At 71.4% G+C, this 21,254-nt stretch carries 19 protein-coding genes, 1 tRNA gene and 1 pseudogene; 13 read left to right on the forward strand and 8 right to left on the reverse strand.

Annotated elements, in window-relative coordinates:
• Positions 1-7: 7 nt before the first annotated feature.
• Positions 8-757 (forward strand): hypothetical protein, encoded by a 750-nt coding sequence (locus OG447_RS10030; protein ID WP_266936133.1) that lies wholly within the window; start codon positions 8-10, stop codon positions 755-757.
• A 108-nt stretch (positions 758-865) separates the two neighbouring features.
• On the opposite strand, the gene OG447_RS10035 is transcribed toward OG447_RS10030, so the two are convergent.
• From OG447_RS10035 to OG447_RS10045, 3 genes are all read right to left on the reverse strand, one after another.
• The gene (locus OG447_RS10035; RefSeq protein ID WP_266936134.1) at positions 866-1,075 is read right to left on the reverse strand and encodes a DUF397 domain-containing protein; all 210 of its coding nucleotides are present in this window, start codon (positions 1,073-1,075) and stop codon (positions 866-868) included.
• Between the two features lie 202 nt (positions 1,076-1,277).
• A complete protein-coding gene (locus tag OG447_RS10040; protein WP_266936135.1) occupies positions 1,278-2,162 on the reverse strand; it encodes a helix-turn-helix transcriptional regulator in 885 nt (294 codons plus the stop codon).
• 298 nt (positions 2,163-2,460) lie between these two features.
• Positions 2,461-3,195 (reverse strand): GPP34 family phosphoprotein, encoded by a 735-nt coding sequence (locus tag OG447_RS10045; protein WP_266936136.1) that lies wholly within the window; start codon positions 3,193-3,195, stop codon positions 2,461-2,463.
• A gap of 163 nt (positions 3,196-3,358) precedes the next feature.
• Here OG447_RS10045 and OG447_RS10050 point away from each other — a divergent pair, with 163 nt between their 5' ends.
• The 6 genes from OG447_RS10050 (at position 3,359) to OG447_RS10075 (ending at position 11,257) form a co-directional block, all read left to right on the forward strand.
• Positions 3,359-6,091, forward strand: a complete 2,733-nt coding sequence (locus OG447_RS10050; RefSeq protein ID WP_266936137.1) for a D-alanyl-D-alanine carboxypeptidase — start codon at positions 3,359-3,361, stop codon at positions 6,089-6,091.
• Between the two features lie 217 nt (positions 6,092-6,308).
• On the forward strand, positions 6,309-8,093 hold the full coding sequence (locus OG447_RS10055) for an MFS transporter (protein ID WP_266938817.1): 1,785 nt from the start codon (positions 6,309-6,311) through the stop codon (positions 8,091-8,093).
• 101 nt (positions 8,094-8,194) lie between these two features.
• Positions 8,195-8,398 (forward strand): hypothetical protein, encoded by a 204-nt coding sequence (locus OG447_RS10060; RefSeq protein WP_266936138.1) that lies wholly within the window; start codon positions 8,195-8,197, stop codon positions 8,396-8,398.
• A 264-nt stretch (positions 8,399-8,662) separates the two neighbouring features.
• Complete coding sequence (locus OG447_RS10065; protein ID WP_266936139.1) at positions 8,663-9,304, forward strand: sortase; 642 nt, start codon at positions 8,663-8,665, stop codon at positions 9,302-9,304.
• 4 nt (positions 9,305-9,308) lie between these two features.
• The gene (locus tag OG447_RS10070; RefSeq protein ID WP_266936140.1) at positions 9,309-10,001 is read left to right on the forward strand and encodes a hypothetical protein; all 693 of its coding nucleotides are present in this window, start codon (positions 9,309-9,311) and stop codon (positions 9,999-10,001) included.
• Positions 10,001-11,257 carry a HAMP domain-containing sensor histidine kinase gene (locus OG447_RS10075; RefSeq protein WP_266936141.1) on the forward strand — a complete coding sequence of 419 codons (1,257 nt, stop codon included), beginning with the start codon at positions 10,001-10,003 and terminating at the stop codon, positions 11,255-11,257. Before OG447_RS10070 ends, OG447_RS10075 begins: the two co-directional genes overlap by 1 nt.
• 128 nt (positions 11,258-11,385) lie before the next feature.
• Here the strand turns inward: OG447_RS10075 and OG447_RS10080 are convergent.
• Positions 11,386-11,458: transfer RNA gene (locus OG447_RS10080), tRNA-Arg, on the reverse strand.
• Between the two features lie 192 nt (positions 11,459-11,650).
• Between OG447_RS10080 and OG447_RS10085 the strand changes: the two are divergent.
• Positions 11,651-11,845, forward strand: a pseudogene (locus OG447_RS10085) (L-lysine 6-monooxygenase); the annotation flags it as partial.
• Between the two features lie 94 nt (positions 11,846-11,939).
• On the forward strand, positions 11,940-12,782 hold the full coding sequence (locus OG447_RS10090; protein ID WP_266936142.1) for an aldo/keto reductase: 843 nt from the start codon (positions 11,940-11,942) through the stop codon (positions 12,780-12,782).
• 3 nt (positions 12,783-12,785) lie between these two features.
• Here OG447_RS10090 and OG447_RS10095 read toward each other — a convergent pair whose 3' ends face one another.
• The gene (locus tag OG447_RS10095; RefSeq protein WP_266936143.1) at positions 12,786-13,937 is read right to left on the reverse strand and encodes an epoxide hydrolase family protein; all 1,152 of its coding nucleotides are present in this window, start codon (positions 13,935-13,937) and stop codon (positions 12,786-12,788) included.
• A 37-nt stretch (positions 13,938-13,974) separates the two neighbouring features.
• Complete coding sequence (locus tag OG447_RS10100; RefSeq protein ID WP_266936144.1) at positions 13,975-15,252, reverse strand: M6 family metalloprotease domain-containing protein; 1,278 nt, start codon at positions 15,250-15,252, stop codon at positions 13,975-13,977.
• A 243-nt stretch (positions 15,253-15,495) separates the two neighbouring features.
• Here OG447_RS10100 and OG447_RS10105 point away from each other — a divergent pair, with 243 nt between their 5' ends.
• The 3 genes from OG447_RS10105 (at position 15,496) to OG447_RS10115 (ending at position 18,722) form a co-directional block, all read left to right on the forward strand.
• Positions 15,496-16,194 (forward strand): TetR/AcrR family transcriptional regulator, encoded by a 699-nt coding sequence (locus tag OG447_RS10105; RefSeq protein WP_266936145.1) that lies wholly within the window; start codon positions 15,496-15,498, stop codon positions 16,192-16,194.
• Positions 16,195-16,266: 72 nt separating this feature from the next.
• Positions 16,267-17,796, forward strand: coding sequence for an MFS transporter (locus tag OG447_RS10110; RefSeq protein WP_266936146.1), 1,530 nt, complete (start codon positions 16,267-16,269; stop codon positions 17,794-17,796).
• 107 nt (positions 17,797-17,903) lie between these two features.
• Entirely contained in the window at positions 17,904-18,722 is an 819-nt protein-coding gene (locus OG447_RS10115; RefSeq protein ID WP_266936147.1) for a dioxygenase, read from the forward strand.
• Here the strand turns inward: OG447_RS10115 and OG447_RS10120 are convergent.
• Entirely contained in the window at positions 18,719-19,366 is a 648-nt protein-coding gene (locus OG447_RS10120) for a Uma2 family endonuclease (protein WP_266936148.1), read from the reverse strand. The two genes, OG447_RS10115 and OG447_RS10120, sit on opposite strands and share 4 nt — an antisense overlap.
• A gap of 103 nt (positions 19,367-19,469) precedes the next feature.
• The gene (locus OG447_RS10125) at positions 19,470-20,000 is read right to left on the reverse strand and encodes a GNAT family N-acetyltransferase (protein ID WP_266936149.1); all 531 of its coding nucleotides are present in this window, start codon (positions 19,998-20,000) and stop codon (positions 19,470-19,472) included.
• Between the two features lie 167 nt (positions 20,001-20,167).
• On the opposite strand from OG447_RS10125, the gene OG447_RS10130 reads away from it, so the two are divergent.
• Entirely contained in the window at positions 20,168-21,142 is a 975-nt protein-coding gene (locus OG447_RS10130; protein ID WP_266936150.1) for an RNA polymerase sigma factor RpoD/SigA, read from the forward strand.
• Positions 21,143-21,254: the final 112 nt, after the last annotated feature.

Raw genomic sequence — 21,254 nt, forward strand, 5'->3', positions numbered from 1 at the left:
GATCACCATGGTCGAGCCGCACCCGGGCCACGAGTACGCGTACAACCGCTGGTACGAGGACGACCACTACTACGCCGGCGCCATGGCCATGCCCTGGATGTACGCCGGCCGCCGCTGGGTGGCCACCCGCGAGCTCCAGGAGCTGCGCTACCCCGAGAAGTCGGCCGTCGCCCAGCCGGTCACCGCCGGGTGCTACATATCCACGTACTGGGTGACCGAGGGCCGCTACGACGAACACATGAAGTGGACCGTCGGCATCAACAAGCGCCTCAACCGCGACGGCCGGGTCTACCGCGACCGCACCCACGTCTTCACGGCCTTCCAGGACCACGCGGCCACGGTCTACCGCGACGGAGCCGCCGGACCGCGGGACTTCCACGCGCTCGACCATCCGTACGCGGGACTCGTCGTGCAGGTCATCGATGCCGACGGGCCCGAGCAGCGGGCCGAGCTGCTCGAATGGCTGCGCTCGCGCGCCCTGCCGGCGCGGCTGCAGGGTTCGCCCGCCGCGATGGTGACGGTCTTCCGGCCGACACCGCTGCCCGGCGACCGGATGACGTACGTCAAGCAGGTCGAGGGGGTCGACACCCGCCTCACGCTGCTGTGGTTCCTGGAGGAGGACCCCCGGGCCTGCTGGGACCGCTTCCAGGGGCTGGACCTGGAGGTGGCCGAAGCGGGGCTGGGGCGGGTGGAGCTGGTGGCGCCGTTCATCCCGACGGTGCCGGGGACCGATCGCTACGTCGACCAGCTGAGGTAGACGTACGGCGACGGGCATGGCCGAGCCCCCTCGGCCAAGACGGCGGGTCGGTCGAGAGGGCTCCAGTCAATGCTGCACGTGGGGCGGTTGGGATGCATGCCGTGACGCTCAGGCGATGCGTCCCAGCCGGCCCTCGGTGACGTCGGCGACGAACGAGGTCCAGGAGCCGGGCGCGAAAGTGAGGGACGGACCGTCCTGCACCTTCGAGTCGCGGACCGCGATGGCCTCCGTGACGGGGGACTTGACCTCGACGCAGGCGCCGTTGGCAGAGTAGGAGGACTTGACCCAGTTGACCGTGGCGCCCTGGCGAATAGCCATGTTTCTCTCCGGTTCAGCGAGTAGTTCCGGTGTCGTGCCGGCCATTTCTCCGGCCGACGTGATCGACGCTACCCGCAGCTCCGGAGGGGAGCAGAGGCCATTCACCCGACCGAGTGGCATATTCCATTCAGGCCTTCTGTGGCCGGGTACTGACGGTGTACCGTGCGGCCCCGCCTTCCCGGCCGGCCCGAACTCTCCGGATTTACCTCGCCTCGCCCGCATAGTGCTCGATGATGTCGGAAATGAAGTTCCGGGTCTGGTCGACATTGAGAGCCTGTGCGCGCAGGTGCTCGTACATCACGCTGTACTTCTGAACGTCGTTGGCCTTCTCCAGGTACAGGTCGCTCGTCACGCCTTCGATGTAGACGACGGTCGAGTCGGAGGCGTCCGGGAATTCCAGAATGGCGTACTGGCCGTTGACCCCGGGGTGGGCGCCCAGCGAGAAGGGCATGACCTGCACCGTGACGTGGGGCTGCTCCGACTGCTCTATCAAGTACTGCAGCTGCCGGATCATCAACTGCGCGTCGCCCACCTGCCGGCGCAGCGCGGCTTCGTCGATGACCGCCCACAGGCGCAGCGGTCCCAGTTCCGGGTTGTTGTTGTCCGCTTCGGAGAGCCGCTTCTGGCGGTGCATCCGGACCTGGACGCGCTTGTCCACGTCGGCCGGGGCGGTCTCGGGCCACGCGCCGCGGACGAGGGACTGGGCGTACTCCGTGGTCTGGAGCAGCCCGGGGATCACCAGGGGTTCGTACGTGCGCAGGCTGGCGGCGTCCGTTTCCAGGCCGATGTAGACGCTGTACGGGATGTCGCCGAAGGCGTGCCACCAGCCCTGCTGGCGGGAGTCCTTCGCCATCTGCATGAGGGAGTCGACGAGCCTCCGGTCCTCGACCTCGTACACGTCGCACAGATCGCGGACGTCGCGCTGGCTGATCGAGCGGCGGCCGTTCTCCAGTCGGCTGATCTTCGACTGGGAGACGAGGAGGCGCTCGGCGACCTGCTCGGCCGTCATGCCCTTGTCCTCGCGCAGCTTGCGCAATTCCATGCCCAGTCGGCGGCGTCGGACGGTGGGATTGACATTGGACGCCACGTGAACGGCACCTCCGCCTTCTTCTGTTTCTGTCTCTCTGCGTGTCTGATGCTGAGCAGACTGCCACCGAAGGGCGCGGCGCCGCTGGGGAACGGCCGGGAAAAACAGACGCGCGGGGCGGTGCGACCGGCGGACCGGCCGCACCACCCCGCGCGCTGGCGGCTCCCGAACCGGGTCTTTACGGACGTCGGTTACGGCGATGGCGTTGCGATGAAGCTGTGGATCCGAGCCTGGTGGTGCGGTCGTGCGGTGCTGCGGGTCGTACGAGTGCTGCGGCCGTACGGGTGCTGCGGGTCGATCAGTGCGCGGCCGCGCGGGCCATCGCACCCGTCCGGCGCGGCTGGAGCGGAACCCCGCTTGCCGTGGCCCGGGCGGGCGGTGCCGGTGCGCGGTCGCGGCGTGGCTGTGCGGCCACACCGTTCTGGACGTCCATCACGGCGTGCGCCACGAGTCCGCCCATCGGGTCGTGCCGGATCAGGTCCCGCAGCCGGGACCTGGACGACCGCCCCTCGTTGCCGGGGTACAGGTGCTTGCCGAGTCCGACCGCGTGGGCCAGTGCGGCAAGCGCCGCGGTCCGCGGGTCCGGCGGTACGCCGGTGCGGATCGCACTGTCGAGCCGGGCACGGATCTCCCGGCTGATCGCCGTGTCGGTCGCTTGGTAGCGAGTCGTCGGCAGCACCCCGCACATCTGTCCCGCGACGGCATGGACCATGCCGCAGCGCTCCAAGTGAGCGAGGTAAATCTGGCGGAGCCCCAGTCGGGGTCCACCGATCCAGTGGACGGCCCGTACCGGACTGCCGCGCCTGCGCAGCAGTTCCAGTGCGGAGTCCAGAGTCGGATCTCCTGTCGGCCGTGGCATCACCACGGCGATACGATCCCCATCAGGGGCTATCCGTCCTGCCAGAGCCAGCTCCACTAGCTGTGCCCCGGCCAGGCCGAGGTCGAGCGACTGCGGCTGCGCCGTGGTACCCGTGGCCGGGTCCAAGGCGAGCAGCAGAAGCTCCTCCGGAATTGTTCTGCGGCTCCTGCCCATCCATGCCTCCCCGCGTGGATGAGTGACAGGGTGACGCCTCTCACATTCATCTGTCGAGAGCGCGTGGCCGCTTTGTGGGGGAACCCGCAGCTATGTCGTTCTCGTCTAGCACGGGGGCGATGCCCCCTAGACGGGACACTGTTAGACATTCGGACAGCCGGACGTGGCGGCGATCGAGGAGGAACTGGTGGCGGGCGAGTCCCCCGAGAAGTCGGTAGATGCGGAGTCCTCCGCGGAGCGTGACCCGAGGCTGTCGGTGTTCCGGCCGAGGGATCCGGAGGACGGGTCCGGCTCGGGCGCCGAGTCCAAGTCCGAGTCCGAGTCGGGAGCTCGGGCCGACGGTGATGCCGACGTCGAGGCCGAGGCAGGCTCTGTGGCCGAAGCCGAAGCCGAAGCCGAAGCCGAAGCCGAAGCCGAAGCCGAAGCAGAGGCCGGCGCCGAGTCCGCGGAACGGGATCCGCTGCGGGAGGCGGTGGCGGCCTGGGTCGCGACAACCGAGGCCGAAGCCGAAGCCGCCTCCGGCGAGGAGCCGGACGAGGCGCCCGGTTCCGAGGCGCCCGCTGCCGAGGCATCGGCCGAGCCCGCCGCTGCCGAGGATTCAGCTGCGCCGGCCGATCCCGAGCCGACCGCCGAGCCTGCCGCTGCTGGTTCCGCTTCGGTGGACGATGCCAAGCCTGGCGACAGTGAGCGCACCGCGGTGTTCCGTGCCGTGAAGCCCAGCGCCACGGCCGCCGCTGCCGGTTCCGCTTCGGCGGGCGAGGCGGAGCCTGGCGACAGTGAGCGCACCGCGGTGTTCCGCGCCGTGAAGCCCAGCGCCACCCCCGCCGCTACCGGTTCCGCTTCGGTGGACGACGCGAAGTCTGGCGACAGTGAGCGCACCGCGGTGTTCCGTGCCGTGAAGCCCGGCGCCACGCCCGCCGCTCCCACTGCGGATGAGACCGCCGACAGCGAGCGGACGGCGGTGTTCCGGGCGGTGAAGGCGGATGCCGTGGCCCAGAAGCCCGCCCCCGCCGACAAGCCCGCCCAGAAGCCCGCCGATAAGCCCGCCGACAAGGCGGCGCAGGGTTCCGCTTCGCCGGGCGACGCGGAGCCCGCTGACAGTGAGCGCACGGCGGTGTTCCGTGCCGTGAAGCCCAGCGCCACGGCCGCCGCTGCCGGTTCCGCTTCGGCGGGCGAGGCGGAGCCTGGCGACAGTGAGCGCACCGCGGTGTTCCGTGCCGTGAAGCCGGAGGGCGCGCCGCCGAAGGCCAGTACCTTCGTGCCGCTGCGCACCGATGACGTGCCCCCGAAGCCCGACGCCGAGCAGAAGCCGAAGACGGCTCCCACCGGCCCCGGGGTGCACCCCGCCGACCGGAAGCCCGCCACCCCGGCCACCGGCCCGGCAGCCAAGCCCACCCCGGCCCCCGCCCCGGCCCCGGCAGCCACGCCCGCGCCCGCCCCCAAGCCCGCGCCCGCCCCGGCAGCCACGCCCGCGCCCGCCCCCAAGCCCGCGCCCGCCCCGGCAGCCAGGCCCGCGCCCGCCCCCAAGCCCGCGCCCAAGCCCGCCCCCGCCCCGGCCGCCAGGTCCGTGTTCGACTCCCCCGAGCGGACCACCCAGCAGCCGCTGCCGCCCAAGCCGCCGCTCGACATGCTGGCGGACCTCACGAACAACCCGCCCCCGCCGCCGAGCCCGATGCGTACCGCGGTGCGGCGGGTCAAGATCTACGCGCCGCTCGTCGTGCTCCTGGCCGTCGTCCTGGCCGTCGTGCAGCTGGTGCGCCCGCTGCCCGAGCCGAAGCTCGTGATGACCGAGAAGTCCTCGTACACCTTCGGCGGCTCGAAGCCCGAGCTGCCCTGGCCCACCGAGGGCCAGGCCTACATGGCCGCGGCCGGCCTCGGCACGCTCGGCCAGTCCGGCGAGCAGAAGCCCGTACCGATCGCCAGCGTCACCAAGTCGATGACGGCGTACATCATCCTGCGCGACCACCCCATCAAGAAGGGGGAGCAGGGGCAGATGATCGACGTCGACAAGACGGCCGAGACCGAGGGCAAGAAGAACAACTCGACCGACAACGAGTCCACCCTCGACACGGTCAAGGAGGGCGACAAGATCTCGGAGTACGACGCGATCGCCGCGCTCATGATCCCGTCGGCCAACAACATCGCGCGGCTGCTCGCGCGCTGGGACTCCGGTTCCCAGGAGGCGTTCGTCAAGAAGATGAACGACACCGCCAAGGAACTCGGCATGAAGAACACCACGTACACCGACCCCTCGGGTCTGGACGCGACCACGGTGAGCACCGCCGAGGACCAGGTGAAGCTGGGGCTCAAGCTCGTCGAGTTCGAGACGCTGCTCGACATCACCAAGAAGCCCAAGTGGATCGACCCGTCGGGCAAGGAGTGGCGGAACTGGAACGGCCTGGTCCCGTACAACGACTCGCTCGGGATCAAGACCGGTACGACGACCAAGGCCGGCGGAAACCTCCTCTTCGCCGCCCAGAAGAAGATCGGCAACACCAACCAGCTGATCGTCGGAGCCGTCCTCGGCCAGCACAAGCCGCCGATCATCGACAGCGTGCTCGCCGCGAGCAAGCAGCTGATGATCGCCACCCAGAAGTCCCTGGAAGGCGCGCCCGTCGTGAAGAAGGGCGCGGTCGTCGGGTACGTGGACGACGGGCTCGGCGGCCGTACGCCGGTCGTCGCCACCGCCGACGTGCAGGCGGTCGGCTGGGCCGGGCTGACGGTGGACATCAAGCTGACCGACGGCGGCAGCAAGATCCCGCAGACGGCGAAGGCCGGCACCGAGATCGGCCTGCTGACCGTCGGCGAGGGGGCCAGTCAGGTGAAGGTGCCGGTGGCGCTGCAGAGCGATCTGGCCGCGCCGGGTATCGGAAGCAAGCTGACGCGCGTCGGCTGACCTCCGGATGAGGTGAGAGCGTGGAACCGGCGCCCCGGGCAACCCCGGGGCGCCGGAGCGCGTCCTGGCATGCGGGACGCGGGTGCGGATTCAGGTGTTGGGGAGTGCGGCTGTGACCACCGCTGAGCAGCAGGGCCGGAGTCAGGTCCGAGGCGGGACACCGGGCCCGTCGGCGCTCGCCGACGGCCCCGGCGGTGTGTCCGAGGCCCCCGCCGGCATACGGGCTCGGGGCCTGCGGTGGGCCCTGCGGCATCCGGTGGTCGTGGCCACCGCGCTGGCCGGGGTGCTGCACGTCGTCTGGTTCTTCAGCTTCGCCAACAGCGGCGGCGACCTCGCCGCGCAGGACGCGTGGGCCGAGTTCGTCGGGCGCCATCCCGACTCGGCGTACAACCTCGCGTGGTACGGCGGCATGCACCCCGTCTCGTACAGCGTGGTCTCGCCGTACCTGATGCACGTACTCGGTGTCCGCACCACCATGATGGTCGCCGGCACGGTCTCGGCGGGGCTGCTGGCGCTGGTCCTGACCCGCTGCCGGGGGGCCGTGCGCGAGCCGCTGTGGCCGGCGCTGGCCGGGGTGTTCGGGCTGCTGTGCAATGCCCTGTCGGGCCGGGTCACCTTCGGCCTCGGCGCGATGTTCGCGCTCGGCGCGGTGGCCGCGGTCTTCTGCTGGCCGCGCAGGTGGGCCGAGCGGCGGTGGGCCAAGGCCGCCGCGGCGGCCCCGCTGGCCGCGCTCGCGACGGCCTCCAGCCCGGTCGCGGGGCTGTTCCTCGGGGTGATCGCGGCGGCGCTGTTCCTGAGCGGGCGGCGCCCGGGCGCGTACGCGCTGGGTCTGGCCCCGGCGGCGGTGGTCGGGCTGTCGGCCTGGCTGTTCCCGTTCTCGGGGACGCAGCCGATGAAGCTGGGCTCGGCGTGGCTGCCGTTCGTGTTCGGGGTGCTGATCTTCTTTCTCGTGCCGAAGCGGTGGAAGACCGTCCGGATCGCCGCGGCCGTCTACGCCTTCGGCACCTACCTGACCTGGGCGATCGACTCCCAGGTGGGCTCGAACGTCACCCGGCTGGTCATGCTCTTCGGCGGGGCCGTGCTGCTGGCGGCCCTCCCGTACGAGGTCCCGCGCTCGCGCCGCTGGTACGCGGTGCTGCTCGCCTTCGTCGGGCTGAATGCCTGGATCACCACCAACAGCATCACCGACATCGTGCGTACCACCCCTAGGGCCGCCTGGAGCCGGGAGCTGGCGCCGCTCGTGGACCAGCTGCAGAAGGCGGGCGCCGAGCGCGGGCGGGTGGAGGTGGTCCCGGCGAGCAGCCACCGGGAGTCCTCGGCCTTCCCCTCGTACGTGAACCTCGCGCGGGGCTGGAACCGGCAGGCCGACCTGGAGCGGAACCCGCTCTTCTACGACGACACCCTCACCGCGGACAGCTACCGGACCTGGCTGGAGCGCTGGGCCGTGCACTACGTGGTGCTGCCCGCCGACAAACCCGATTCGGGCGGCAAGGACGAGGCGAAACTGGTGCGCGAGGGGCTGCCGTACCTCCAGCAGGTGTGGGGCGACGCGAACTGGCAGCTGTTCAAGGTCCACGAGCCGACGAACCTGGTGGCCGGGCCGGCGACGGTGGTGCGGGCCGGGGCCGACCAGATGGTCGTCGACGTCAAGGAGGCCGGCCGGGTGCTGGTGCGGATCCCGCACTCGCCGTGGCTGGGGCTGGTGGACGGGGCGGGCAAGCCCGTGCCGCCGCCGCAGGAGACCTTCGCGTCGAAGGCGCGCGGCGGGGGCGGGGACGGGGTGGCGAGCACGTTCCCGAAGGAGTACGCCAACACCGCCGGGTGCCTGTTCAAGGCGGCCCCGGACGAGACGGGCGATGTGTGGACGGAGCTGCTGGCGCCGGTTCCGGGGGAGTACCGGGTGGCGGCGAAGTACCAGCTGCCGCGGGGGACGCCCTGCCCGGAGGAGCTGGTCCACCAGCTGCTGGGGCCCCCGGCGCGGCCGGCACCGCCGCGTCCTTGATCCGGAATTCTTTACGGTCCGGTCCAGGTGCGTTGTTCCGTATATATGCATACGATCCCAAGTAGTCCGATTGGGTGCTTCCCGAAGGAGTTGACGACGGGATGAGCAAAGAGCAGAAGCAGGACGTCCGGGCGGTCATCGCGAAGACTCAGGAGCAGATCCAGCTGCCGCGTACGCAGGGCCACGGCTTCGAGGGTCCGGTACGGAGCAAGGTCAAGGGCGGAGCGCACACCAAGGCGGCGCTCAAGCGGGCCGGTACCCCGCAGGGCGACCGGATCGGTGAGCGCAGCAGAGGCCTCAGCTGATCCTGTCGCGAGGCGGGCATTCGAGATGACGCGGCCCTTCCGGCTCCGGCCGGGAGGGCTTTCGTCTGCCCGCTGCCGGGCCTTGACGTCTTCGTGGGGGAGCAGCCGGGCAACCGTTACACCGTCGACGGACGACCCACACACGGCCCTCGTAGCGTCGGGGGAGGGGTCCACGCTTCTGCCCTGCCCCCTGCCCCCTGCCCGTCCACGCCCCTGCCCGTCCACGCCCCGTGCCGCCGTCGCCCCGTCCGTCCGGAGTAACCCATGACCCGCACCCTCGTCCGAGCCCGCCGCGCGGCGGCCGTCACCGCCCTCGCCGTCGCCGTGACCTGCGGCCTCGCCGCCTGCGGGGGCGGTGGCGGGGGCGGCGGGGGCGTCAAGCCGGCGGCGGACCCCAAGGTCGGCAGCACCGCGGCCCCGGCTCCCGTCACCGGAGGCGACCTGTCGCTGCCCCCGTCGAAGCCGACGGGCATGAAGATCGCCTCGGCGGGCGTGGACGCCACGGGGATGGTCGACCTCGCGGTGGACCCGGCCTCCGGGGAGCTCGGCGTGCCCGACGCCGACACCGACGCGAACAGCCCCGGCTGGTGGACCCAGGGCGTGACCCCGGGGGAGAAGGGGGTCGCGGTGCTCGTCGCGCACTTCGACACCAGGCACGGGCCGGCGCTGATGAAGGACGTCGGCAAGGTCAGGCTCGGAGACCTCGTCGAGGTGCCGCGCGAGGACGGGCGGACGGCCAAGTTCAAGATCCGCGAGATCGAGGACGTGAACAAGAAGGACTTCCCGACCGGCAAGGTCTACGGGGACACGAACCGCTCCGAGCTGCGCCTTCTGACCTGCGGCGGCGAGATCAAGGACGGCCACCGCACGAATAATGTGATCTTCTACGCCGACCTGGTGGAATGACGGCGTGAAGCCCAAGACGGCAGCCGGGCGGCTGCCCGCCCTCCTCCTGTTGCTGCTGCTGCCCGCCGCGGCCCTCCCGCTGGCCGGCTGCGACGCCGGCGGCGGCCTCCAGGTCACCGACCACGGCCGGTCCGCGCCCCGCGCTCAGGGGCCGCACCGGCTGTGGCCCGAGCGGTCCCCGGCCCCGCCGGAGCCGAAGGGGGTGCGGCGGCCCGACGGGCCCGTCCGGATCGCGGGCCTCGACGTACGGAAGGGCGCGCTGCGCGACATACGGCCGGTGGACGTGCTGAAGGCCGACCTCCGGCCGGGCGGCGCCCCGCAGTCGGGCGACAGGGGCGAGCTGGGCGCCGTACTGCGCGCCTGCGAGGAACCGGAGGCCGCCGGGTGCCCCGTACGGCGCGCCCACTACCGTGATCTGACCGGCAACGGCCGGGACGAGCTGATCCTCGGCGTCGAGCTGCCCGGGCACCGCCTGAACCTGCGCGTCTACACCGCCGACGACGGCCGGCTGCTGAGGATCATGGACACCACCGCTCGCGTCATCGACGTGCAGCTGACGGAACGGGACCTGATCATCCAGTCGACCACCAGTTTCCCGGGAACCGAGAGCCGCGACGTGTGGACGTGGTTCCCCGAGCAGCAGGCCATGGTGCCCCGTCTGATGGAGACCGTCCGCAGTCCCTCGGAGCCGCGTTGATGCGCCTGCCCGCCTGGACGGCGACGCTGACCTGGAAGGCGGCCGTCTTCATCACCCTCATGTGCTGCGGGCTCGCCGCGCTCCTCGGCGGCCTCGTGCACAGCGCCATGACCCAGCAGACGGTCGGCACCGCGCGCGAGAAGGCGCTGGCCAAGCTGGAGCGGGCCGTCAAGGCGTACGAGACCGGCGCGCGCCTGCCGCGCGGCGAGGGAATCGACCCCGTAGGGCTGCCGCCGGAGCTGCGGGCCCTGGCGGTGAGCGGCAAACGCGGTACGGCCATCGGCCAGCACCGGGGCCGGTCGGCGATGTGGGCGGCGGGGCCCGCCGACACCGACACCGCGATAGCCGCCTCGGTCGACTTCACCGCCAGCGAGCGGATCATCGCCGACCTGGACCGCGCCATCCTCGGCTCCTCGGTACTGGCCATCGGCGGCACCCTCCTGATGGGGGCCTTCGTCGTCACCCGGATCACGCGGCGACTGCACCTGACCGCTCAGGTGGCCCGCCGGATCAGCGCGGGGGACCTGGACGCGCGGGTCAACGACGCGTCGCGGAGCAAGGACGAGGTGGCGGCGGTCTCCGAGGCCCTGGACACGATGGCCTCGACGCTCCAGTGCAAGCTCGAATCGGAGCAGCGGTTCACGGCGGACGTGGCCCACGAGCTCCGCACCCCGCTGACCGGCCTGAACGCGGCCGCGGAACTCCTGCCGCCGGGCCGCCCGGCCGAGCTCGTACGGGACCGGGTGCGGGCGATGCGCTCGCTGACGGAGGACCTGCTGGAGATATCCCGGCTGGACACGGGCAGCGAGCGGGTGGAGCTGGACTCGTACGACCTGGCCGACCTCGCGGCGCGTACGGTCCGCGGCTCCGGGACGGAAACCGGGCTGGTGGTGCTCTCCCGGCTCAGGGCGGAGACGGACCGGCGCCGGCTGGAGCGGATCTTGGGCAACCTCATCGCCAACGCCCACCGGCACGGCGCGGCCCCGGTGACGGTCACGGTGGACGGCGCCGTGGTGACCGTGGCCGACGCGGGCCCGGGCTACCCCGAGTACCTGCTGACCACCGGCCCGCAGCGGTTCCGCACGGAGGGCATGAACAAGGGCCACGGCCTGGGCCTGACGATCGCCCACGGCCAGGCACGGGCCCTCGGCGCGACCCTGGCCTTCCGCAACCCCCCGACGGGCGGCGCGGAGGCCCGCGTCACGCTCCCCGCCCAGTCGGCCTCCCCGCCGGCGCCTTCCGCGCCGACGTCGTAGGCCACCGGCCCGGCCGCCCGGCCGCCCGGCTCCGGCAACGGGCGCAATGGCCGCAACGGGCGCCCGGCGCCGCCCCGTTCCACGCGAAGAGGGCCCCCGGCCGCATGCGGCCGAGGACCCTCGGATCGTGCCCTCGGCAGGATTCGAACCTGCGACACCGGCTTTAGGAGAGCCGTGCTCTATCCCCTGAGCTACGAAGGCGGGGCCTTGCGTGCGACCTGGCTGGATACTCCGCGTGAGTCTCCGGCCGGCCTCGGCAAGGTCCTGGGCCGCCACAAGGGCAGCCCAGGGACAGGGTAGCGGATCAGGGCGGGGCTCCGCGGCTCAGTTCTCGGGGGAGCGGGCGTCGCCTTCTGCGGTCCCGGAGGCTGCGTCGGTGTGGGTGGGGGACGGCTGCGGATCCGGCGCGACTACCGGGTGGACACCGCCCCGGAGCTGGAGGCCGCGATCTACCTCCAGGGCGGGACGGAGCACACCCACGGCATCACCGGCAACCTCCTGTCGATGGCCGCCGTCCGGGCCGGGGAGGTCTGCGCCTCGCTGGTGGCCCGCCGCACGGCCCCCGAGACCGCCACGGCACTGGCCTGAGACCGGCATCCCCGACACCCACTCCCTGGCGCGCCTGCCCTTCTCCAACTGCCCTGTTAGCGTTGCTGCTTGGACGAGGGGGAGGATACGGGCCATGGCATCGACTGTGTTTCTCATCGGCGGGGATCTGGAAGTGCGGCGGCTCGGGTTCGGGGCCATGCACCTGCCGACCGGGCCGGGGCCGGGGCGAGAGGGTTCCGTCGCGGTTGCGCGGCGGGCCGTCGAGCTGGGCGTCACGCTGATCGACACCGCGTACATGTATGGCGGCGGGGCCAACGAGGAGCTGCTCGCCGAGGCCCTGCACCCCTACCCGGAGGGCGTGTTGGTCACCACCAAGGTCGGCGTCGCCCGGTCGGGGCCGGCGGGGGAGTGGAAGCTGGACGGGCGGCCGGCTGTGTTGCGGGAGCAGGTCGAGCAGGCGTTGCGCCGCCTGCGCGTCGAGCGGATCGAGCTGCTCCAGCTGCACCGGATCGACCCGGAGACGCCGCTCGCCGACCAGGTCGGCACCCTGCGGGACCTGCGCGCCGAGGGCAAGATCGGCCGGATCGGGCTGTCCGAGGTCAGTGTCGGTGAACTCGGCCAGGCGCGGGAGATCGTCGACGTGGCCAGCGTGCAGAACCGGTACAACCTGCTCGACCGCGAGCACGAGCCCGTGCTCGCGGCGTGCGAAGCGGCCGGGATCGCGTTCCTGCCGTGGCGCCCGGTCGCCTGGGGGGAGTCCGGGGCGAGGGCCGAGATCGCCGCCGTGGCGGCCGAGGCGGGTGCCACCCCCACGCAGGTCGCCCTCGCCTGGCTCCTGGGCCACTCGCCGGTCGTCCTCCCCATCCCGGGCACCGCCCGGATCGGCCACCTGGAGGAGAACCTCGCCGCGGAACGGCTCCAGCTGACCGCCGGCCAGCGTGACCGCCTCGACCGGCTGGCCGAGCCGGCGGCGTAGGCGTCAGAGGGTCCGGAAGAAGGTGCGGATGTCGCCGACCAGGAGGTCCGGCTGTTCCATGGCGGCGAAGTGGCCGCCCCGGTCGTAGTCGGTCCACTGGACGATGTTGTTCGTCTGCTCGGCGAGGTGCCGCAGCAGGACGAAGTTCTCCCGGGGGAAGTGGGCCAGGGCGGTGGGGGCCTTCGACGGTTCCGGGGGCGCGCCCCAGTAGTCGGCGTGGGCCCGCTCGTAGTAGAGGCGGGCCGAGGAGCCGGCCGTGCCCGTGAGCCAGTACAGCATCACGTTCGTGAGCAGGAGGTCCCGGTCGACGGGCGCGTCCGTCCACTCGTGGAACTTCTCGGAGATCCAGGCGAGTTGTCCGACGGGGGAGTCCGTCAGTCCGTAGGCGAGGGTCTGGGGGCGGGTGGACTGGATGTCCGCGTACCCCTGCTTGTCGCGGGTCCATTCCTTGAAGCGCTCCCAGGATTCCCGGGTGCGGGCGGCCTGTTCCGGGGACAATTCCGAGAGGTCGTCCGGTTCCTCCGTCATGTAGGAGTTAGGAATCAGGTTCAGGTGTACGCCGATCACCTCGGGCCGCGTGCGTCCGATCTCGCGCGAAATGGCCGCACCCCAGTCGCCGCCCTGGACTCCGTAGCGCTCGTATCCCAGCCGCTTCATCAGCTCGGCGAAGGCGGCCGCGACCCGGCGGAATTCCCAGCCCGTCTCCCGCGTCGGCCCCGACAGCCCGAAGCCGGGGATGCTCGGCAGGACCACGTGGAAGGCGTCCGCCGGGTCGCAGCCGTGGGCGGCCGGGTCCGTGAGCGGGCCGACGACCTCGGCGAACTCGACGATCGAGCCCGGCCAGCCGTGCGTCATGAGCAGCGGGGTGGCGTCCGGCTCCGGGGAGCGTATGTGCGCGAAGTGGACGTCCGCCCCGTCGATCACCGTGGTGAACTGCGGCCACGCGTTGAGCCGGGCCTCGGCGGCACGCCAGTCGTAGGTGTGCCGCCAGTGCTGCACCAGTTCCCTCAGATGGTCTCCCGGTACCCCGTACGCCCATCCCGCTCCAGGGATCTCCGCCGGCCACCGGGTGCGGTCCAGGCGCTCGTGGAGGTCGTCCAGATCGGCCTGGGGAACGCTGATCCGGAAGGGACGGATGCTCTCTGGAGGGATCATGCCGAGCATCGTACGAAGGCCATCGCCAGGGGCCCGGTCAGGGACGGATGATGCGGACCTGGAAGCTGCCGTTGCGCAGCTCGCCCACCACCGCGACGCTGATGCCCGTCTTCTCGTCGGTGAAGGTCTCGCCCGGCCGGAACGGCGCGTCCGAAAGCTCCGCGTGGACATTGGGCCGCCGCGTGCAGCCGCCGCTCGCGCCCGCGCTGTCCGACACGGTCACCGGGCCCTGACCGGTGTCCACGTCGGAGTCCACCTTGTAGATGAGGACACCGGGTTTGCAGACGGACTCGTCGTTCCCGGCCTGGGTGCGCACCTCCACCGCGTAGCCGGCGCTCTCCGACAGCGGTACGAAGGCCAGTTTCGTGCCCCCGCCGACGGCCAGCGGCGACAGGACGTGGTCGCTGGCCCCGGACTTCGCCGCGCAGCTGATCTGCGTACTGTCCAGCCAGCCCAGCTTCCACTTGTGCCAGCCCAGCAGGTCGTTGTTGGAGCCCCAGTCCTCGCTCATGATGTCCCAGTGCCCGACGGCGCCCCCGCCTTCGGAGGTGTACAGGTCGGGCAGTCCGAAGACGTGCCCGTTCTCGTGCGGGAGCACCCGGTAGCCGGTCTCCTGGTAGGTGCCGGAGCCGTCGTCCTGCCGGCTGTACACGAAGGACGTGTTGGCGAGGGGGACCCCGTCGGCGACGGGCGCCTCGCTGTTGCCCGAGAAGGTCACCGACAGGACGGTGTCCAGGGCGGACGGCCCGGCGTTCGGCGTGACCAGGATGTTGATCAGGTCGTAGCGGCTGAAGTCCACCTCGGAGTCGGCGGCCTTCGCGATGTGCTCGACGAGCTGCCGGTAGCCGGGCTCGTACGGGGACCCGCGCTCTATGCCGTACGCCGCGAACGGCATCGGCATCCGCAGCCAGGTCTTGATCGGGGCCTCGGCCCGGTAGCTGAGCCGGCCGTAGGAGCTGGTCCGGAACCAGTCGGAGGTCTGGGGGAAGAACTCCGCCATCCGGTCCAGGGCCGTGCCCTCGCCCTTGGCGTCGGGGAAGTCGATCATCAGGTTCAGTGCCCGGACCTCGCCGGTCGAGCGGGAGTACCCGGGCGGGGTCGGCAGGCCCTCGGACATCTGCACGCCCATCGTGCCGGCGATCCGGCAGGGCGCGAGCGCCGATTCGGCGGTCGTGGCCACGGGCCCGGCCGCCGAGTGGCCGCGGTTGGATATCCCCGTGCTCGCGGTCGCCGTGACGCCGAGGGCCAGCGCGGTCAGGCCGATGTACGCGCCGGTGCGGCGGGGTGTGCGTATCCGGTGGCGGGTCTGCAGCATGGAGATCGCCCTCGAGTCCGCGGCAGCCGGCCGGGCCCGGTCTGCGCTCTGTTCGCCCACCCTCCGACGGCTGCGGCGCGCCCGCGCGCCGGGAGAGGCCGAACGTGCACACCGCCGTGACTCAGGTCACACGGGGGAGTGAAATAACCGGGGACCCGATCCCCGTTTGTACGTGAGTCCCGCGAAGTGGGGATCGGCTCCCCGTTTGGGCGGGCCACACGTGCCGCCGAGGAGGCCCCGGGAATGAAGAGCTCCGTCAGTACCGCCCCGGCGGCCGCGCCCGCCCCGGCGCAGACCGTGGAGCCGGGCGCCCCCTCGCGCGTCCCGCGGCCGCGCGCCGATGCGGTGCGCAACCGCGAGCGCATCCTGACGGCGGCCCGTGAGGTGTTCGTGGAGTTCGGCCCCGGTGCCCCGTTCGACGAGGTCGCCCGCAGGGCCGGAATCGGCAACGCCACCCTCTACCGTCACTTCCCCGACCGGGGCGCCCTCGTCCACCACGTGGTGCTGTTCGTCATGGGCCGGGTCACGGCCACGGCCGAGGCGGCCCTCGCCGAGGAGCCCGACGCCTTTGCCGCGCTGTGCCGCTTCACGCACACCGCCGCGGACGAGCGCATCGGCGCCCTGTGCCCGATGCTCGGCGACGGCTTCGACCGGGACCACCCCGAACTCCTCGACGCGCGCGAGGCCTTGGAGGGGGCCGTCGAGACCATGGTGACCTCCGGCCAGGACGCCGGACTGATCCGCTCGGACATCGGCGTCGGCGATCTGATGGTCGCCCTGTCCCAGCTCAGCCGCCCCCTCCCCGGCTTCGGCTGCCTCGAGGCCGACCGCTTCGTCCACCGCCATCTCCAGCTGTTCCTCGACGGGTTGCGGGCCCCGGCCCGCTCGGTGCTGCCCGGTTCGGCCGCCACCCTCGACGGGCTGCGGCATAAAACCACATGACTCACCCAGGCTTCTTAAATATCTTGTTTTCCGGTTAATTCAGTCATTCCGCACAGTGAAGTGGGTACCCCCATGCCAAAAACAGCCGCGACAGCGCCGCCGGCTGCGGATCCCAGCCGCTGGAAGGCACTCGTCTTCATAGCCCTGGCCCAGCTGATGGTCGTCCTCGACGCCACCATCGTGAACATCGCCCTCCCCTCCGCCCAGACCGACCTCGGCATCTCGGACGGCAACCGCCAGTGGGTCATCACCGCGTACGCGCTGGCCTTCGGCGGACTGCTCCTCTTCGGCGGCCGCATCGCCGACAAGTGGGGCCGTAAGAACGCCTTCGTCGTCGGACTCATCGGCTTCGCCCTGGCCTCCGCGCTCGGCGGCGCCGCGAACGGCGAGGCCATGATGCTGGGCGCCCGCGCCCTCCAGGGTGCCTTCGGCGCACTGCTCGCACCGGCGGCCCTCTCCCTGCTGGCGGTCATGTTCACCGACGCCAAGGAGCGCGCCAAGGCCTTCGGCATCTACGGCGCGATCGCGGGCGGCGGCGGCGCCGTCGGCCTGATCCTCGGCGGCTTCCTCACCGAGTACCTCAACTGGCGCTGGACCTTCTTCGTCAACATCCCGTTCGCGATCGTCGCGGCCGTGGGCGCCTGGATGGTCATCCGCGAGCCCGCCGGCGGCCGCAACCGCGCGCCGCTCGACATCCCCGGCGTGGTCCTGTCCACGCTCGGCCTGGTCGCCCTGGTGTACGGGTTCACCCGCGCCGAGTCCGCGGGCTGGTCGGACGGCGTGACCGTGGCCATGTTCATCGCCTCGGTGGCGCTGCTGGCCTCCTTCGTCTTCGTCGAGTCCAAGGTGAAGTCCCCGCTGCTGCCGCTGCGCGTCCTGCTGGAGCGCAACCGCGGCGGTGTCTACCTCTCGCTCGGCCTGGCCGTCATCTCGATGTTCGGCCTGTTCCTCTTCCTCACCTACTACCTCCAGATCGTGAAGGGCTACTCGCCCGTCATGACCGGCTTCGCCTTCATGCCGATGATCGTCGGCATGATCGCGGGCTCCACCCAGATCGGCGCCCGCCTGATGACCCGGGTCGCGCCGCGCCTGCTGATGGGCCCGGGCTTCCTGGTCGCCGCCCTCGGCATGCTGATGCTGACCCAGCTGGAGGTCGGGTCCTCGTACCCGGCGCTGATCCTGCCCGCGCAGCTGCTCCTGGGCCTCGGCATGGGTACGGCGTTCATGCCGGCCATGTCCCTGGCCACGCACGGGGTGGACCCGGCCGACGCCGGAGTCGCCTCCGCCATGGTCAACACCTCGCAGCAGGTCGGCGGCGCCATCGGCACCGCGCTGCTGAACACCATCGCCGCCTCGGCGACCACCGCGTACCTGGCCGATCACGCGGCCGGGGCCGCCGGGGGCGGCGCGGCCGCCCAGCTGATCCAGGCCCAGGCCATGGTCGAGGGCTACGCCTCCGCCATCTGGTGGGCGGTCGGCATCCTGGTCGCCAGCTCGGTCATCGCCCTGACCCTGATCACCACGGGCAAGCCGGGCGCAGGCAGCCCGGTCGCCGCGGGCTCCGAGGAGGCCGAATTCAAGGTTCCGGTGATCGCCCACTGACGGGGCGCCCGCACGGGAATGACTGAACACCCCGCTTGGTTCAAATTTGAACCAAGCGGGGTTAGTCTTTTCGAGGCAGCCCTGCACCGACGACGGAGGAGTGCCCGATGACCCCGGCCCCCACCCCCCTGACCTCGACGGGCGCGACCCCGCAGGGGACCCGCATGCCGGCGCTCTACCTCAGCCACGGAGCGCCGCCGCTCGCCGACGACCCGGTCTGGCCCGGCGAGCTGGCCGCCTGGTCGGCGTCCCTGCCCCGCCCCACCGCGATCCTGATGGTCTCCGCCCACTGGGAGGAGGCCCCGCTCGCCCTCGGCGCCACCGAGCCCGTCCCGCTCGTCCACGACTTCTGGGGCTTCCCCGAGCACTACTACCGGGTCCGCTACGGGGCCCCGGGCGCCCCCGGTCTCGCCGCCTCGGTCCGAGGTCTCCTCCAGGCCCCCGGCACCCCGGTCCAGGACATTCCCGACCGCGGCCTCGACCACGGCGCGTACGTCCCCCTCGTCGAGATGTTCCCGGAGGCCGACGTCCCGGTGCTCCAGATATCCATGCCGACCCTGGACCCGAGCCGCCTGATGGACATCGGCCGCAAGCTCGCACCCCTGCGCGACGAGGGGGTCCTGATCGTCGGCAGCGGCTTCTTCACCCACAACCTGGCCGCACTGCGGCACGCGGGCGTGCCCGCCTGGTCCGCGGAGTTCGACGCCTGGGGGCACGAGGCCCTCGTGGCCGGCGACGTGGACTCCCTGCTCGACTTCGAGGCCAAGTCCCCCTCGGGCCGCCTGGCCCACCCCCGTACGGAACACTTCGCCCCGCTCTTCGTCACCCTCGGCGCGGCCGAAGCCTCCGGCGACCTCACCGCCCGTCGCGACACGGTGGACGGCTTCTGGATGGGCCTCTCGAAGCGCTCGCTCCAGTTCGGTTAGGCCTGGTTCCGCGATGCCCCGGTGATCTCCTCGCCGATGGTGAACCCCTTGGCGGGGCCCTCGGGGATGGTGGCGCCGGATCGGTAGGCGGCCCTGACCTCGTCGTCGTAGACGGCCGCCTCGGGGTCTGGAGCGCTCAGTACGGTGATGGTGCCGCCCTCGTCGAAGTCGTCGATGAGGACGTAGACGGGAATGCCCGCGCGTGCGTATTCGCGCCGCTTACGGGTGCGGTCGCGCGTGATGCTGTCGCTGCCGGGGGAGACGACTTCGACGATCAGCTGGACGGCGGAGGCGTCGATTCCGAGACCGTCCTCGGTGATGTGCTCCTCGGCGTCCTCCAAGGCGATGAAGACGTCCGGGATCCAGACCTTGCGCTTGTGGATGACGTTCATGTCCTGGCGGGCGACGAACTCGCCCTGTGCGAGGAAGACGACCAGCTTGTCCCGCAGGCGATTGGCGATCCGGCCGTGTGAGTAGCGACCCGTGGGTGACACCTCGATGAACCCCTCGACGATCTCGGCGTGGTAGCCCTCGGGGAGTTCCATGGCTTTCCATGCCTGCCACAGGACGTCGTCCAGGTCCGACGGGGGAGTCGCGACCTTCGGCATTACGGCCTCCAGCGTCTCGTGGGCGAGAGCGGTCATGTGCAGCACCTCCTCTAAGTGTGGGCGTCGCCGACCGGGCGGCACAAGCGACTCCCCGACGCTAGGGAGGTGAGGTCCTATGCCGCTGGGATATGCCACTCCCTCACTCGGACGGGTGGTGCCCCAGCCGCTTCTCGTACCACCGCACGTCCCAGAAGCGGCCGAACTTCCACCCCGCTTCCGTGAACTCCCCGACCCGGCGGAAGCCGAAGCGCTCGTGCAGGCGTACCGAGGCCTCGTTCGGCAGGGCGATGCCGGCGAACGCCCGGTGCACGGGTTCGTCGGCGAGCGCCGCGAAGAGGGCGTCGTAGAGCAGGGCCCCGATGCCGCGGCCCACCGCGTGCGGGGCCAGGTAGACGCTGACCTCCACCGAACTTGCGTACGCCGGTTTCGGGCGGAATGTGCTGCTTGTGGCGTATCCGGCTATTCGATCGCCAGTCCAGGCAACCAGAAGCCGGTGCGGCCCGTCTTCAGGGTGGGAGTGCAGCCACGGGCGGCGCTGTTCCGGGCTGAAGGGCGCCGTGTCGAATGTGACGGCGGTCTCACGGACGTAGTGGTTGTACAACTCCGTCAGGCCTTCCAGATCGGCCTCTGTCCCGGTCCTGACCTGCACGCTTTCGGGTTCTTGCGACATTGGGCCTCCTCCGTTGCCGGGCGATGGCGGGGCAGGATACTGCAAGATCTCGAAAAAGAGGGACCGACGTGGGAATTCTGTCCCGTTTCCAGTCGTTGTTTCCTTCGGAAGCGGGCACTCGGGAGAGTGTCCGGGGACGCGACCGAACTCATCGCAAGGGAGCACGCATGGCAACCCGCGCCGTCGCCCGTCGTCAGTCCACGAGCAGTCGCGCTGTGGGCGGGGAGATCGCAGACCGCGACCTGGTCGGCATGTACCTGGACGAGATCGCGCGCACCCCGCTGCTCGACGCCGCCAAGGAAGTGGAGCTCTCCCAGATCATCGAGGCGGGCGTGTACGCCCAGCAGATCCTCGACGGCGCAATAGAGCGCGACGGGGACACCCTGGCCCGCGAGGAGCTGGAGGCGCTGGCCGCCGAAGGCGAGCGCGCCAAGGAAGTCTTCATCCGCTCGAACCTCCGCCTCGTCGTGGCCGTCGCCCGCCGCTACCCGCGCAGCGGCCTGCCGCTGCTCGACCTGATCCAGGAGGGGAACGCCGGCCTGGTCCGCGCGGTCGAGAAGTTCGACTACGCGAAGGGCTTCAAGTTCTCCACGTACGCCACGTGGTGGATCCGCCAGGCCATCACCCGCTCCATCGCCGACCAGTCCCGCACCATCCGCCTCCCCGTCCACCTGGTCGAGGAGCTCGGCCGGATCCGCCGCATCCAGCGCGAGTTCAACCGCGAGCACGGCCGGGACCCGGAGCACGCGGAGATCGCCGCCGAGCTCGACTCGACGGAGAAGCGCGTGGGCGACGTCCTGGACTGGGCGCGCGACCCGGTCAGCCTCAACATGTCGGTGGACGACGACGGCGACACGCAGTTCGGTGACCTCCTGGAGGACACCTCCGCGATCTCCCCCGAGCAGTCCGTCCTCTCCCTGCTGCGCAGCGAGGAGCTGGAGGACCTGCTGGGCAAGCTCGACCAGCGCACCGCGTCGATCATCAAGATGCGGTACGGCATCGAGGACGGCCGCGAGCGGACCCTCACGGAGGTCGGCAAGCAGCACGGCCTGACCCGCGAGCGGATCCGCCAGATCGAGAAGCACGCCCTGCTGGAGCTCAAGCGAATGGCCCGCGACACCGGCTTCGACGCCGTGGCCTAGAGCGGCCCGCAGCACCCCCCTGACGAGCCCCGGCACCTATCCCCCCCAGGTGCCGGGGCTCCCCCCTGCCCGGACGCGTGGGTACGGCCCGGCCCTGACCCGCTCAGGCCCG

Source organism: Streptomyces sp. NBC_01408 (assembly GCF_026340255.1).
Taxonomy (GTDB): domain Bacteria; phylum Actinomycetota; class Actinomycetes; order Streptomycetales; family Streptomycetaceae; genus Streptomyces.